At 70.9% G+C, this 14,478-nt stretch carries 10 protein-coding genes; 4 read left to right on the forward strand and 6 right to left on the reverse strand.

Annotation, left to right across the window (positions count from 1 at the left end; translation table 11 throughout):
- Positions 1-185 precede the first annotated feature (185 nt).
- Positions 186-2,801 (forward strand): HAD-IC family P-type ATPase, encoded by a 2,616-nt coding sequence (locus AB0M82_RS35300; RefSeq protein ID WP_364731511.1) that lies wholly within the window; start codon positions 186-188, stop codon positions 2,799-2,801.
- Here AB0M82_RS35300 and AB0M82_RS35305 read toward each other — a convergent pair.
- On the reverse strand, positions 2,761-3,378 hold the full coding sequence (locus tag AB0M82_RS35305) for a hypothetical protein (protein ID WP_364731514.1): 618 nt from the start codon (positions 3,376-3,378) through the stop codon (positions 2,761-2,763). The two genes, AB0M82_RS35300 and AB0M82_RS35305, sit on opposite strands and share 41 nt — an antisense overlap.
- Positions 3,375-4,355 (reverse strand): magnesium transporter CorA family protein, encoded by a 981-nt coding sequence (locus AB0M82_RS35310; protein WP_364731517.1) that lies wholly within the window; start codon positions 4,353-4,355, stop codon positions 3,375-3,377. Before AB0M82_RS35310 ends, AB0M82_RS35305 begins: the two co-directional genes overlap by 4 nt.
- A gap of 447 nt (positions 4,356-4,802) precedes the next feature.
- On the opposite strand from AB0M82_RS35310, the gene AB0M82_RS35315 reads away from it, so the two are divergent.
- Both AB0M82_RS35315 and AB0M82_RS35320 read left to right on the forward strand, forming a co-directional pair.
- Positions 4,803-5,687, forward strand: coding sequence for a universal stress protein (locus AB0M82_RS35315; protein WP_364731520.1), 885 nt, complete (start codon positions 4,803-4,805; stop codon positions 5,685-5,687).
- Between the two features lie 2 nt (positions 5,688-5,689).
- Positions 5,690-6,325 (forward strand): CBS domain-containing protein, encoded by a 636-nt coding sequence (locus AB0M82_RS35320; RefSeq protein WP_364731523.1) that lies wholly within the window; start codon positions 5,690-5,692, stop codon positions 6,323-6,325.
- 138 nt (positions 6,326-6,463) lie between these two features.
- Here the strand turns inward: AB0M82_RS35320 and narI are convergent, their stop codons facing one another.
- The 4 genes from narI to AB0M82_RS35340 are packed head-to-tail and all read right to left on the reverse strand — an operon-like array spanning position 6,464 to position 13,203.
- Positions 6,464-7,204 carry a respiratory nitrate reductase subunit gamma gene (narI, locus tag AB0M82_RS35325; protein WP_364731526.1) on the reverse strand — a complete coding sequence of 247 codons (741 nt, stop codon included), beginning with the start codon at positions 7,202-7,204 and terminating at the stop codon, positions 6,464-6,466.
- Positions 7,201-7,842: a nitrate reductase molybdenum cofactor assembly chaperone gene (narJ, locus tag AB0M82_RS35330; protein WP_364731529.1), complete on the reverse strand. Its 642-nt coding sequence runs from the start codon at positions 7,840-7,842 to the stop codon at positions 7,201-7,203. The genes narI and narJ overlap by 4 nt, the downstream gene beginning before the upstream one ends.
- Positions 7,839-9,500, reverse strand: a complete 1,662-nt coding sequence (narH, locus tag AB0M82_RS35335; RefSeq protein WP_364731532.1) for a nitrate reductase subunit beta — start codon at positions 9,498-9,500, stop codon at positions 7,839-7,841. The genes narJ and narH overlap by 4 nt, the downstream gene beginning before the upstream one ends.
- A gap of 1 nt (position 9,501) precedes the next feature.
- Positions 9,502-13,203, reverse strand: a complete 3,702-nt coding sequence (locus AB0M82_RS35340; RefSeq protein ID WP_364731534.1) for a nitrate reductase subunit alpha — start codon at positions 13,201-13,203, stop codon at positions 9,502-9,504.
- A 157-nt stretch (positions 13,204-13,360) separates the two neighbouring features.
- Here AB0M82_RS35340 and AB0M82_RS35345 point away from each other — a divergent pair, with 157 nt between their 5' ends.
- Positions 13,361-14,467 carry an MFS transporter gene (locus AB0M82_RS35345; protein WP_364731536.1) on the forward strand — a complete coding sequence of 369 codons (1,107 nt, stop codon included), beginning with the start codon at positions 13,361-13,363 and terminating at the stop codon, positions 14,465-14,467.
- Positions 14,468-14,478: the final 11 nt, after the last annotated feature.

The following is a 14,478-nucleotide window of genomic DNA, read 5'->3' on the forward strand; positions in this document are numbered from 1 at the left end:
TGTTCGTCACGACTTTTGAGCGGAGACTCAGCCGGCGGCTACCGCCGGGGGTGCGCGAACAGCAGAGCCGATCGTCCCCGCCGCTGGTGACCGAGGGCCCCACCACCGGTGGCGTTCGCCAGCGGTGGTGGCCGCCGCGTCGCGATTTGCTGGACTCGCCACGCATCGGAACGGAAGGCGGCGTAGTGAAGACCACGGCCCAGCTCGAGGCGTTTCACGCCCGGCCGGCGGCCGCCGTCGCCGAGCAACTCGGGGTCGACCCTCTTCGAGGGCTCGGCGCCGAGGAAGCCGGAGCGCGGCTGGAACGCTTCGGCCCCAACACGGTCACCGCGCCGGCCGGGCCGGGGCTGGTGCTCCGGGTGCTGCGGCAGTTCCACGACCCCCTCATCTACGTCCTGTTGCTCGCGGGCGTGGTGACCGGGCTGTTCGGCGGGTACGTCGACGCCGGGGTGATCGGCGGCGTGGTGCTGCTCAACGCCCTCGTCGGGTTCGTGCAGGAGTCGCGGGCTCAGCGCGCCCTCGACGCGCTGTCCCGGATGGTGCCGTCCGACGCGACTGTGCTCCGGGACGGGGTGACCCGGAGGATGCCGGCCGCCGACCTGGTCCCGGGCGACGTCGTCGAGCTGGCCGCGGGGGACCGCGTACCGGCTGACGTGCGGCTCACCGAAGTCCGTCTGGCGGAGGTCGACGAGTCGGCGCTGACCGGCGAGTCGGTGCCGGTGCGCAAGTCCGCCGACGCGGTGACCGGGGAAGCCGTGGTCGCCGACCGGGTCGGCTGTGCCTACTCCGGGACGCTGGTGACGCGCGGCTGGGCCCGGGCCGTGGTCACGGCGACCGGCGGCGCCACGGAGCTGGGCGACATCCAGCACCTGGTGGCCACCGCGGAGGTCGTCGCCACCCCGCTGACCCGCAAGCTCGCGCGGTTTTCCCGGCAACTGAGCGTCGTGATCGTCGCGGTCTCCGTCGCGGCCTTCGCGCTCGGGGTCTTCCGCGGCACGCCGGTGCCCGAGATGTTCACTGCGGTGGTCGCGCTGGCCGTCGGCGCGATCCCCGAAGGGCTGCCGGCGGCGGTGGCGATCGTGCTGGCGATCGGGGTGGTCCGGATGTCGCGGCGCGGCGCGATCGTGCGGAACCTGCCCGCCGTCGAGACCCTCGGGGGCACGACGGTGATCTGCACCGACAAGACGGGCACGCTCACCCAGAACCGGATGAACGTGACGACTTTGGCCGCGGGCGACCTGCTGGTCCCGCCCGCCGAAGCCGGTGCCCGGCTGCGGGAGTGCCTGGTCGCCGGCGTCCTGTGCAACGACGCGCAGCTCGGGGAGGGCGACCCGACGGAGATCGCGCTGCTCGAATCGGCGCTCGCCGCTGGGCTGGATCCCGAGGCGATCCGGGCTGCGGCGCCGCGCACGGAGACGGTCCCCTTCGAGTCGGAGACTCGCATGATGACCACGGTGCACGGCGAGGTCGGCTACCTCAAGGGCGCGGTCGAAGAGGTGGTGGCCCGGTGCGCGGACGAGGTCGTCGCCGGCGTTGTCCGCCCGCTCGACGCGGCCGCACTGGACAGGGTGCACCAGGAGCTGACCGCGCGGGGGCTGCGGGTGCTCGCGTTCGCCCGGTTCACCCCGGGTTCCGCGCCGACTTTGCTGGGGCTGCAGGCGATGCACGACCCGCCCCGGCCGGAGGCGGTCACCGCCGTCGCGGCGTGCCGGAGCGCGGGCATCGACGTCAAGATGATCACTGGCGACCACGCCGGGACCGCGCGCGCGATCGCCGCCGAAGTCGGGCTGGTCGAAGAGGCGGCGTCGGCGCGGGTCCTCACCGGCGCCGAGCTGACGGAGCTGCCCGAGGAGGCCTTCGACGAGACGGTGGCGGGCACGCAGGTGTTCGCGCGGGTGTCGCCGGGGCAGAAACTCGAGCTGGTGCGGGCGTTGCAGCGGCGCGGGCACGTGGTCGCGATGACCGGTGACGGCGTCAACGACGCGCCCGCGTTGCGCCGGGCGGACATTGGCGTCGCGATGGGCCGCAACGGCACCGACGCCGCCCGCCAGGCCGCGGACATGATCCTGACCGACGACGACTTCGCCTCGATCGAGTCGGCGGTGCGGGAAGGCCGGAGCGTCTTCGACAACCTGCGGAAGTTCATCGCCTGGACGCTGCCGGCCAACATCGGTGAGGGCATGGTCGTGCTGGTGGCCATCCTGCTCGGCGCGACACTGCCGATCGTGCCGGTGCAGATCCTGTGGATCAACATGACGACCGCGGTGTTCCTGGGTCTCACGATGGCGTTCGAGCCCACCGAGGCCGGCATCATGGGGCGCCCACCGCGCCCGCCGAAGCGTCCGCTCTTCACCGCCGCGCTGCTGCGCCGGGTCGTGCTCGTGTCGCTCCTGCTCGTGGTGGCGGCTTTCGCGGCCTACCAAGCCGAACTGGCCGCGGGGGTGTCGCTCGCGGAGGCCCGCACGAGCGCGATCAACGTGTTCGTCGGCGTCCAGGCCGCGTACCTGCTCAGCTGCCGGTCGCTCGACCGGCCGGTGCTGCTCGCGTGGCCCGGCCGCAGCCGGATGTTCGCGCTCGGCCTCGTGCTCACGGCCGGGCTCCAGCTGCTGCTGACCTACGTCCCGATCATGAACACGTGGTTCCACACCGCTCCGGTCGGCGCCGGCTCCTGGCTGTGGGTCCTGGGCGCCGCCGTTGTCGCGTTCGCGGTGGTGGAGGCGGACAAGCTGATCTGGCACCGGGTGGCGGCGCGGCGGCAGGTCAGCCCAGGCCGGGAAGGCGGCGAACGGCGAGCCCGGTGACCGCCGAGGTGGTGGCCGCCATCAGGAGGCCGCCGAGGATCCCGACCGCGATCGTGGTGGGCAGGCTCTGCCCGGGCTGCCACAGCGGCATGGTCACGCCCAGGAAGACCGCGAGGCCGAGCAGCCACGCGCCGGCCGTGGTGGCGATCCACCGTCCCGAACGGGGAACGTGGCGGCGCAGGACCAGCCACTGGGCGAAACCGATCGAGCACAGCAACGCCAGGCCGAGGATGCCGACGGCCGGCCAAAGGACCCAGGGCGGCCAGCTGCTCAGCTGCGTGGCCCACGTGCTCGGCGCGAGCCCGATGAGGTAGGCGAACGATGCCGCCGCCGCCGTGGCCGTGACCCAGTGGCGGGCGCTCACCGTGGGGACGGCGCGCCGGAGGACGAGTGCCTGGCCCGCGCCCAGCATGGCTCCTTCGACCGCGCCGGCGACCAGGAGCACGGGAAGGGCGACCGCGGAGTCCACGGTGAGGGCGCCGGCCACCGCGGGGACGGTGAAGCCGAGGAATTCGGCCGCTGTGACGGTCACGAACCAGGCCAGGGCGAGCCGTCCGCCTCGGAGCGTCCGGCTCACAGCCAGTCTCGTCGTTTGAAGAGGACGTACAGGGTCCCCGAGATGACCAGGATGGCGAGCGTCGAGACCCACACCCCGGACGCCTGCGCGAACCCCGGGTAGGGGATGTTCTGGCCGTAGAACCCGGTGATGGCGGTGGGCACCGCGATGATCGCGGCCCAGCTGGTCACCTTCTTCATGATCGTGTTGAGCCGGTTGCCCTGGATGCTCAGCTGGGTTTCCCGGATCGTCGCGAGCAGGTCGCGCAGGGACTCCGTCCATTCCGTGACGCGTAGGACGTGGTCGTAGACGTCCTGGAAGTAGGGCAGCAGGGTGTCGTCGACCGTGCGGACCTCGCGGCGCATCAGCGAGCTGACGATCTCCCGCATCGGCAGGGCCAGGTGCCGCAGCCGGCTCAGGCTCTTGCGCAGCCGCAGGGCGCGGCGCTGCAGGTCCGTGACGTCGGTCTGGTCGGCGAAGACCAGGTCCTCCAGCTCCTCGACCTGTTCGTCGAGGGACTGGAGGGCGTCGAAGTGCCCGTCGACGAGCAGGTCGAGCAGGCCGTGCAGCAGGAACCCGGTGCCGCTCTTGGCCAGCTCGGGTGTGCTGTCCCAGCGCTCGACGAGGGCGTCGATGTCCGCGGTGTCGTCGCGGTGCAAGGTGACCAGCACGCGGTCGGTGATGAACGCGTCGAGCTCCGACGCCGTGAGCACGCCGTCGCCGGAGTCCAGCCGGACGGCGTAGGCGGTGAGGAACGAGTGGTGGTCGTAGTGGACCAGCTTCGGCCGCTGGTGGTCCTCGTCGAGGACGGACGCGACCGCGAGCGGGTGCAGCCCGAGTTCCGTGGTGAGCGCGGCCAGATCCGCCGCGGTGGGGGCGTCGATGTCCAGCCAGAGCGTCACGGCCTGGTCGGCGAGGTGCCGCGACGCCTCGGCGAAGGAGAGGTTCTCCAGCTCCAGGACGCCGTTGCGGTACAGGCGGCTCCGGCTCGCGGACATCAGCGGACGGATCCGTCCACTCCGGTGACGATCGGCGGGGTGGGTGCGGTGGTCATCGGCGACTCCTGAGGCAGTTGTGTCTCGACCGTAGGCCCGCCGCACGTCCTCGCGCCACGGCCGGAAGTCACCGGCCGCAAGGACTTCCGACCGCAGACCCGAGGACCGCGAGGCGAGGATGAAGACGGCGCACAGCAGCGGTGGCCGCCATCGCGCGCGCACCGTGCACCCACAGCGCGGTGTTGTCAGAAAGTAGTCGACGTACAGGGCTGCGGTGAGCAGGACCGGTACGGTCGCCACTGCCGCCCGCCGGGAGCGGCCAAGGACTCCGCGCGCGGTGCCGAAAGTCCTTCGTGCCGGGGGCCGACGACCGCAGCAGCCGGGTGCGACCGCGACCTACCGTCGGTTCGGATGCGTGGTCCGCGCACCGGAGCCCGGAGGAAACACGTCATGAGCGCAACCGGAAACCCGCCGATCGTCGTCGCCGTGGACGGTTCGGAGACCGCCGCCGCGGCCGCGTTGTGGGCGGCCGGGGAAGCGGCCCGCCGGCATGCGTCCCTGCTCGTCTACACCGCTTACGGCTACGAAGACGCCGCGTTCGGCGGCAAGATGTACCCGCCGTCGGACTGGCTGGCGGTCAAGGAAGCCGAAGCGGACCAGCTGCTGCGGCAGACCCGGGCCACGCTCGAAGCCGCCGTGCCCGGACTGGAGATCTCGACCGAGGCCAGCGACCACGGACCGGTTCCGGGGCTGCTCGACGTCTCGGAGCGGGCACGGATCCTCGTCACCGGCGAGCCGGTCGGCGCGATCGCGGGCCTGTTCAGCGGCTCGCCCGACGTCGACCTCGCCGCGCGGGCGCATTGCCCGGTCGTGACCGTGCGCGGCTCGGAGAAGGCCGACGGCCCGGTGGTCGTGGGCGCCGACGGCAGCCCGCTGAGCGAAGCCGCGATCGCCTGGGCCTTCGAGGAGGCCTCGATCCGCAATGCCCCGCTCGTCGCGCTGTACACCTGGCACGACGGCGACACCGCCGGCCTGTTCAGCGACGGCAATGTCGCTTTCCAGGGCGAATCCCTGCGGGACTCGGGCCGGCGCCTGCTGGCCCAGCGGCTGGCGGGCTGGCAGGAGAAGTACCCGGACGTCCAAGTGGAACGTCGCGTCGAGCACGACAAGCCCCGGTCGCGGCTTCTCGAGATGAGCCGCGACGCGCAGCTGGTCGTCGTCGGGAGCCGGGGCCGCGGTGGCTTCACCGGCATGGTGCTCGGCTCGACGAGCCAGGCGCTGCTGCACCACGCGGCCTGCCCCGTGATGGTCGTCCGTACCGAAAAGGAGAAGTGACCATGAACACCGGCACGGTGTCCGCGGTGATGACCGCCGACCCGATCACCGTTTCCACGCATACGCCGTTCAAGGACATCGCCCAGCTGCTCACCGGCAACGGGATCAGCGCGGTCGGCGTCCTCGACAAGACCGGCGCCCTCGTCGGTGTCGTCTCGGAGGCGGACCTGCTCCCGCACCTGTGGGAGGACCGCAAGCCCCGGTGGCGCGACCGCCGGCTGGCCCGCAAGGCGACGGCGTGCGTCGCGAAGGACCTGATGACCAGCCCGGCCGTCACCATCGACGCCGACGCGACGCTCGCTGCCGCCGCGGCGCAGTTCGCGCACAGCGGTGTCCGCCGCTTGTTCGTGCTGCGCGACGGGAAGGTGGCGGGCGTGCTGTCCCGCCGCGACCTGGTGGCGGTCTTCACCCGCGGCGACGCCGACCTCGAGCGCGAGGTCAGCGAGGACGTGTTGCGCGACCGGCTCGACCTCGGGCCCGACCGGGTCCGCGTGGAGGTCCGGGCCGGGATCGTCACGGTCGTCGGGCGCGTGGAGCGCCGCAGCGACATCGACCCGGTGACGCGGCTGATCGGCGAGCTGTCCGGCGTCGTAGAGGTGCGCAACCGCCTGGACTACGTCTGGAACGACGTGGCCTGAGTGCAGTGGAAGGCCTCCGTCCACTGGGGACGGAGGCCATTCACGGCCTTGAACGGCACATCGGGGCGCTCGGTCCGAACGTCGAACAACTCGCGACGCGCCACACTGATTTCACGCTCCCGTCCTCGTGGCCGGTGATCACATCCGCTTGGTGCGCCGGACATTCTCCTGGGACCACCCTCGGCGTGCCGGTCGCGACGGTGCGGCCCGATCCCGTGAGCGGTAGACGATGTAGGGCCGGACCAGGTACGTAAGCGGCGCCGTGAAGGCGTGGACCAGGCGGGTGAAGGGCCAGATGGCGAACAGCACCATGCCGATGAGGACGTGCAGGTGGAAGGCGAACCCCGCGTGGCTCATGGCTTCGATGTCGGGGTTCAAGGTGAACAGCGAGCGGAACCACGGGGAGACGGTCAGGCGGTAGTTGTGCTCCTCACCGCCGGCCGCGCCGAGCAACGTCGTCGCCAGGCCCGCGACGATCGCGGCCACGAGCACCAGGTACATCAGCTTGTCGTTGACCGTGGTCGCGCGGAACACCGGCCCGGTCGTGCGCCTGCGGTAGACCAGGATCCCGATTCCGGCCAAAGTGGACAGCCCGGCGATCGTGCCGAGGACGAGCGCCTGGACGTGGTAGGCCTCCTGGCTGAGGCCGAGCGCGTCGGTGAGGCTCTTCGGGATCAGCAACCCGATCACGTGGCCGACGATCACCACGAGGAGCCCGAAGTGGAACAGCGGGCTGCCGATCCGGAGGAGACGGGATTCGTGCAGTTCCGAGGATCGCGTGGTCCAGCCGAACTTGTCGTAACGGTAGCGCCACACGGTCCCGCCGACGAGCACGGCGGCCATGACGTACGGGGCGATACCCCAGAGGAGGAAGTTCATCGAGGGCCTCCGGCGGGGACGGTGCCGAACGGGGCGAGATCCAGGCCGACCTGTTCCCGCGGCGGTCCGCTGCGCGCGAGGGCCTTGGCCGCGGCGACGTCGTCGGGGGAGGGACCCGGCAGCAGCGCGCACACCGCCTGCACCGGAGCCGAGTAAGGCGTGGCGGCGTCGAGCAGGGCCAGGCGGAGCAGTTCGATCCCGGCGCGGTGTTCCTGCAGGAGCGCGAGCCCACCGGCCAGGTCGGCAGTGGCGGCGAACTCGAGCACCGCCGGCAGGTAGTCGGGCAGTTCGGTGCTGCCGAACTCGACGCCGGCGGCCCGGTAGCGGGACTTCAGCTCGGCGAGCGAGCTGCCGCGGCGGCGGGTTTCCCCGTCGCTCCACCAGGTCAGGTACAGGCAACAGCGGCGCCGGGTGTCGAACACCCGCACGTAATGCTCGGCGAGAGCGCCCGGGGACATCGACGCGGTCTCCGCGAGGAACCCCCGGAGGCGGTCACGCGGCTCTCCGACGGGGAGCGTCTCGACCGCGGCGCGCACCGTGGGCAGCGTCGCCCGCAGGTCCTCGTCCGGGTACTGCAGGCAGAGCGACGCGGCTTGCAGCACGACCGCGTGCTCGCGGGCGGAGAGGTCCGGGTTCACGGCTCGCTCCTCTCGGTGCGCGGGGGGAACGGGCGGCCCTTGCCGTCCCAGTTGAGCAGGTTGATCCGCGTGCCGGGCAGGCCGAGGTCGGTGACCTGGTCGCTGGTCTGCCGGTCGCGCAGGGCGTGGAACGTCTCGACCGAGACCGGCATCGCGCGGCCGGAGCCCTCGCCGAACGGGCCGCTGCCGACCATGCCGGGACCGCCGTCGACGTCCAGGCTGCAGCCGAGCTCTTCCAGCTGGTGCGCTTCGCCGGTGTACGCGGTCGGGATGACGTAGCGCTCTTCGTACTTGGCGATGCCAAGCAGCCGGTACATCTCCACCAGTTCGCCGCCGGTCATGCCGACGGCGGAAGCGATCGACTCGTCGCGGGGCCGGTCGAGGCTCACGTCGCGCATGTAGGAGCGCATCGCGGCCAGCTTCCGGAGCACCCGGTCGACCGGGGCGATGTCGCCGGCGGTGAAGAGCTCGGCGAGGTAGCCGATCGGGATGCGCAACGCTTCGATCGCGCCGAAGAGGTTCCCGGCGGCCTCGCCGTCGTGCCCGGTTTCGGTGAGCCGGTCGACCACCGGCGACAGCGGCGGGATGTACCAGACCATCGGCATCGTGCGGAATTCCGGGTGCAGCGGCAGCGCGACCCGGTAGTCCTTGGCGAGCTTGTACACCGGTGACCGCCGTGCGGCCTCGAGCCAGTCCTCGGCGATGCCGTCGCGGCGCGCGGCCGCTGCCACGTCGGGATCGTGGGGGTCGAGCAGCAGGTCCAGCTGGGCTTCGTAGAGGTCGTGCTCGTCGGCGACGGACGCCGCTTCGGTGACGCGGTCGGCGTCGTAGAGGAACAACCCGATGTAGCGCAGCCGGCCGACGCAGGTCTCGCTGCACACCGTCGGCAGTCCGACTTCGACGCGGGGGTAGCAGAAGGTGCATTTCTCGGCCTTGCCCGTGCGGTGGTTGAAGTAGACCTTCTTGTACGGGCAGCCGGTCACACACATTCGCCAGCCCCGGCACTGGTCCTGGTCGACCAGCACGATGCCGTCCTCGGCGCGCTTGTACATCGCCCCCGACGGACACGACGCGACACACGCCGGGTTCAGGCAGTGTTCGCAGATGCGCGGCAAGAAGAACATGAACGCCTGCTCGAACGAGAACTTGACCTTCTCCTCGGACTCCTGGCGCAACCGCTCGACGATCGGGTCGCGGGGGCCGTGTTCCGGGGCGCCGCCGAGGTCGTCGTCCCAGTTCGCGCTCCACTCCACTGACATCGGTTTCCCGGACAGCAGTGATTTCGGCTGGGCGACGGGAAAGTCGTCGCCCAGTGGCGCGTTGGTCAGGGTTTCGTAGTCGTAGGTCCAGGGTTCGTAGTAGTCGCGGATGTTCGGCAGGACGGGGTTGGCGAAGATGGTGAGCAGCTTGCGGAAGCGGCCGCCCGCCTTGAGCTTCAGCCGGCCCCGGGCGGTGCGGACCCAGCCGCCCTTCCACTGTTCCTGGTCCTGGTAGCGGCGCGGATATCCCTGACCGGGACGGGTTTCGACGTTGTTGAACCAGGCGTACTCGACGCCGGGGCGGTTGGTCCACGCCTGCTTGCAGGTCACCGAGCAGGTGTGGCACCCGATGCACTTGTCGAGGTTCATCACCATGCCCATCTGGGCCATCACGCGCATGTCAGTACTCCACCTTCTGGCTGCGGCGGCGCCGGATGACCGTGACCTCGTCACGCTGGTTCCCGGTCGGGCCGAGGTAGTTGAACGCGAACGACAGCTGCGCGTAGCCGCCGATGAGGTGCGTGGGCTTGACGAGGATCCGGGTCAGGGAATTGTGGATCCCGCCGCGGCGGCCGTTGTGCTCGGACTTCGGCACGTTTACCACCCGTTCCTGAGCGTGGTACACGAACACGGTCCCGGCCGGGATCCGGTGGGTGACGATCGCCCGCAGCACCATGACGCCGTTGCGGTTGACCGCCTCCACCCAGTCGTTGTCCCGCACGCCGATCGCGGTCGCGTCGGGTTCGCTCATCCACACGACGGGGCCGCCGCGGGAGAGGGACAGCATGAACAGGTTGTCCTGGTACTCCGAGTGGATCGACCACTTCGAATGCGGGGTCAGGTACCGCACGGTCACCGACGCGCCGTCCTCGTCGCCCGGCCCGGGCGCACCGATCGCCGGTTCGCCGAACAACCGGTGCATGTCGAGCGGCACCCGGTAGATCGGCAGGGTTTCGCCCATCTCGTGCATCCAGTCGTGGTCGAGCAGGAAGTGCATCCGGCCGGTCAGGGTGTGCCAGGGCTTGCGCCGCTCGACGTTGACCGTGAACGGGGCGTAGCGGCGGCCGCCGGTCTCGCTGCCCGACCATTCCGGGCTGGTGATGACGGGTACGGGTCGCGCCTGAGTGTCGGCGAAGGAGATCCGTTTCTCCTCGCTGCCGGCGGCGAGGTCGGCGAGCCGGACGCCGGTGCGGCGCTCGAGCTGTTCGAAGCCCTGCACGGCGAGGCGGCCGTTGGTGGTGGCCGACAACGCCAGGATCGCTTCGGCCATCTTGGCGTCGGTGTCGATCGCCGGGCGGCCGTCACCCGCCCCGCCGAGCATGACGCCGTTCTTCGCCGCCAGATGGGCGATCTCCTCGTCGGGGTGGTAGGTGACGGCCTTGGTGGTCATGCCGAGCCGGTCGATCAGCGGGCCGATGGCCGCCATCTTGTCGGCGACAGCGGGATAGTCGCGTTCGACGGCCACGAAGTTCGGCATCGTCCGGCCCGGGACCGCCGCGGTCTCGCCGGCACGCCAGTCCAGGACCGTGCCGCCGGGCTGGGCGGTTTCGCCGGGAGTGTCGTGCTGCAGCGGCACCGCGACGATGTCGCGCCGGACGCCGAGGTGGGTGGCGGCCAGTTCGGAGAACCGGCGGGCGATGGCGTGGAACGCGTCGAAGTCGGTGCGTGACTCGAACGGCGGGTCGATCGCGGGGGTGAAGGCGTGCACGAACGGGTGCATGTCGGTGGTGTTGAGGTCGTGCTTCTCGTACCAGGTCGCGGCCGGGAGCACGACGTCGGACAGCAGCGTGGAGCTGGTCATCCGGAAGTCCAGCGACAGCAGCAGATCGAGCTTGCCTTCGGGCGGTTCTTCGCCCCGCCATTCGACGTCCTGGGGCCGTCGCTCCGGTGACGTCTGCTCGGCTTGGAGGTTGTTGTGCGTGCCGAGCAGGTGTTTGAGGAAGTACTCGTCGCCCTTCGCCGAGGAGCCGAGCAGGTTGGCCCGCCACAGGGTGAGGCAGCGGGGCCAGTTCTCCGGCGCGTCGGGGTCGTCGATCGCGAAGCGGAGCGTGCCGTTCCGCAGGCGCGAAACGACGTATTCCGCGACGTCCTGATCGCCGGCTTCGTCGGCCAGTTCGAGGGGATTGACGTCGAACTGCGGGTAGGACGGCATCCAGCCCAGCCGGGCGGACAGTGCGATGGTGTCCATCGTGTGCTTGCCCGCCAGCTTCCCTTCGGCGAGCGGCGAGGTGAGCGCGTCGGCGCGGTAGCCGTCGTAGCGCCACTGGTCGGTGTGGGTGTACCAGTAGGCCGTGCCGATCATCTGCCGCGGCGGGCGCTGCCAGTCCGTGGCCATCGCCATCGTGGCCCAGCCGGTGACCGGGCGGCACTTCTCCTGCCCGACGTAGTGGGCCCAGCCGCCGCCGTTGCGGCCCATCGAGCCGGTGAGCATCAGCAGCGCCAGCACGGCGCGGTAGGTGGTGTCGCCGTGGAACCACTGGCAGATCCCGGCCCCCATGATGATCATGGTGCGGCCTTCGGACTCCTCGGCGTTGTCCGCCATCTCCCGGGCGATCCGCACGACCTGCCCGGCCGGCACCGAGGTGATCGTCTCCTGCCAGGCCGGCGTGTACGGCTCGGTGGCGTCGTCGTAATTGGTGGGCCAGGTGCCGGGGAGGCCGTCGCGGTGGACGCCGTACTGGGCCAGCATCAGGTCGAACACCGTCGTGACGAGCTTGCCGGCGACGCGGCGGACCGGGACGCCCCGGCGCAGGACCCCGCCGGAGCCGTCGAGGGCGTCGAACCGGGGGAGAAGGACCTCGACGGTGTCGCCGCCGTGCACTGTCAGCTGTGGCGCGACGTCGCCGAGTTCGAGATTCCACTTCCCGGCGCCGGTTTCGGTGTAGCGGAAGCCGAGGGAACCGTTGGGGACGACGGGTTCACCGGTGGCCCCGTCGATCAGCACGGTCTTCCAGGCCGCGCCTTCGGTGTCGTCGCCGAGGTCGGCCGCGGTCAGGAACTTCCCCGGCACGGAGGCGCCGTCGCGCTCGGTCAGCGTCACCAGGAAGGGCAGGTCGGTGTTGCGCTGCACGTAGTCGACGAAGAAGGGGACGCGGCGGTCGACGAAGAACTCCTTGAGCGTGACGTGGCCCATGGCCATCGCCAGGGCGCCGTCGGTGCCGGGCTGGGCGGGCAGCCAGGTGTCGGCGAACTTCGTGTTGTCGGCGTAGTCCGGCGACACCACGACCACCTTCTGACCCTTGTACCGGGCTTCGGCCATCCAGTGCGCGTCGGGGGTGCGTGTCACCGGGACGTTGGACCCCCACATGAGCAGGTAGGTGGCGTTCCACCAGTCACCCGACTCGGGGACGTCGGTCTGGTCGCCGAAGACCTGCGGGGAGGCCACCGGGAGGTCGGCGTACCAGTCGTAGAACGACGTCATCGCGCCGCCGATCAGCTCGATGAACCGCGAGCCCGCCGCGTGGCTGACCATCGACATCGCCGGGATCGGCGAGAACCCGGCGATCCGGTCCGGGCCGTGGGTCGCGATCGTATGGACGTGCGCCGCGGCGACGATCTCCGTCGCCTCGTCCCACGAGACCCGCACGTGCCCGCCCTTGCCGCGCGCGGACTGGTAGCGACGGCGTTTGGCCGGATCGGTGGTGATCTCGGCCCACGCGGCGACGGGGTCGCCGAGCCGGCCCTTCGCCTCGCGGTACATCTCGGCGAGCACGCCGCGGGCGTAGGGATACCGGACCCGGGTCGGCGAGTAGGTGTACCAGGAGAACGCCGCACCGCGTGGGCAGCCGCGGGGCTCGTACTCGGGGGAGTCCGGGCCTACCGACGGGTAATCGGTCTGCTGGGTCTCCCAGGTGATGATCCCGTCCTTGACGTAGACCTTCCAGGAGCACGAGCCGGTGCAGTTGACGCCGTGGGTCGAACGGACCACCTTGTCGTGGCTCCAGCGGTCGCGGTAGAAGACGTCGCCGTCCCGGCCGCCTTCCTTGAACACCGCGCGCAGGTCGGCGGAGGTTTCGCGCCGGGTGAAGAACCGGCCGGTCTTCAGCAGGGCGTCGGCCAGCGGGCCGTCCGTCCCCGCGGAATCCTTCGTTCGTCGCGCCATTGCGCCTCCCACGAGTTCGATCTCTGTGGAAACGATGTCAGGGCCGGACGTCCCGAAGCTACGCCGAAGGTCCTCGATCGAGAAGACCAAGGACCATTACGCACCGGCTCCGGTGCTCCGACGATGGAAGCGACCGTCCACACTCGAGGAGCCAGCCGTGACGAAGCCCTTGTCCCGCGGGGGAGAGCCCGCCGCCACTCCGTCGCGGCCGGATTCCGGCGCCGGACCGATGCTCGCGATGGCCACGGCCGGGTTCGCGATCACGTTCTGGGCGTGGGCGCTGCTGTCTCCATTGGGCGCGACCCTGCGTGAGCAGCTGCACTTGTCCTCGGTGCAGCAGGCCGTCCTGGTCGCGGTCCCGGTCCTCGTCGGCTCGCTCGGGCGGATCCCGGTGGGCGCGCTGACCGACCGGTTCGGCGCCCGGGTCATGTTCCCGGCGGTCGCGCTGCTCACCGTGCTCCCGGTGCTCTACCTCGGGCACGGCGCCGGCTCGCTGACCGGCTACCTCGTCGGCGGTTTCTTCCTCGGCCTCGGCGGCACCACCTTCGCGATCGGCATCCCGTTCGTGAACTCCTGGTACCCGCCCCGGCGCCGCGGCCTGGCCCTCGGCGTCTTCGGCGCCGGCATGGGCGGCACGGCCGTCTCGGCGTTCTCGACCGTCCAGCTGAGCAAAGCATTCGGCAGCAGCTTCCCGTTCGACCTGGTCGCCGCGATCCTCGTGGGGTACGCCGTGCTCGGGTTCTTCGTGCTGCGTGACCGCCCGGACCGGCAGCGGGCCGCCGGTAGCCTCCTCGGCAGGCTGGTGACCGCGTTGCGCATGCCGGTGACCCGCCAGCTTTCGGTGCTCTACGCGGTCGCGTTCGGCGGATTCGTCGCCTTCAGCGTCTACCTGCCCACCTACCTCGTGACGTCGTTCGGCCTGGACCGCGGCGACGCGGCCTTGCGCACGGCCGGCTTCGTGGTGCTCGCCGTGGCGATGCGCCCGGTGGGCGGCTGGCTGTCCGACCGGACCGATCCCGTCAAGATCCTCATCGGGGTGTTCTCGGTGGTCGGTGTGCTGGCGCTCGCCGCCGCGTTCGAGCCGCCCCTCTTACCGGTCGGGACGCTGCTCTTCCTCGGCATCGCCGGCGCCCTCGGCACCGGTACCGGCGCGGTGTTCGCGCTTGTGGCCCGGCTGGTGTGCCACGTACGCCGCTCGAACCAACTCACGAGTAGCGATCGTGCCATGCTGATGGCACCGCATCCGAGGAGGAGGACCACTTGATCGCGCTGCTT

It is taken from the genome of Amycolatopsis sp. NPDC051128, assembly GCF_040682715.1.
Lineage (GTDB): Bacteria > Actinomycetota > Actinomycetes > Mycobacteriales > Pseudonocardiaceae > Amycolatopsis.

Excerpts from the sequence above, each read along its gene's own strand:
- AB0M82_RS35310 (WP_364731517.1), bottom strand. The coding sequence starts at position 4,355 with ATGTCCGCGAGCCGGAGCCGCCTGTACCGCAACGGCGTCCTGGAGCTG.
- AB0M82_RS35315 (WP_364731520.1), top strand. The coding sequence starts at position 4,803 with ATGAGCGCAACCGGAAACCCGCCGATCGTCGTCGCCGTGGACGGTTCG.
- AB0M82_RS35320 (WP_364731523.1), top strand. The coding sequence starts at position 5,690 with ATGAACACCGGCACGGTGTCCGCGGTGATGACCGCCGACCCGATCACC.
- narI (WP_364731526.1), bottom strand. The coding sequence starts at position 7,204 with ATGAACTTCCTCCTCTGGGGTATCGCCCCGTACGTCATGGCCGCCGTG.
- narH (WP_364731532.1), bottom strand. The coding sequence starts at position 9,500 with ATGCGCGTGATGGCCCAGATGGGCATGGTGATGAACCTCGACAAGTGC.
- AB0M82_RS35340 (WP_364731534.1), bottom strand. The coding sequence starts at position 13,203 with ATGGCGCGACGAACGAAGGATTCCGCGGGGACGGACGGCCCGCTGGCC.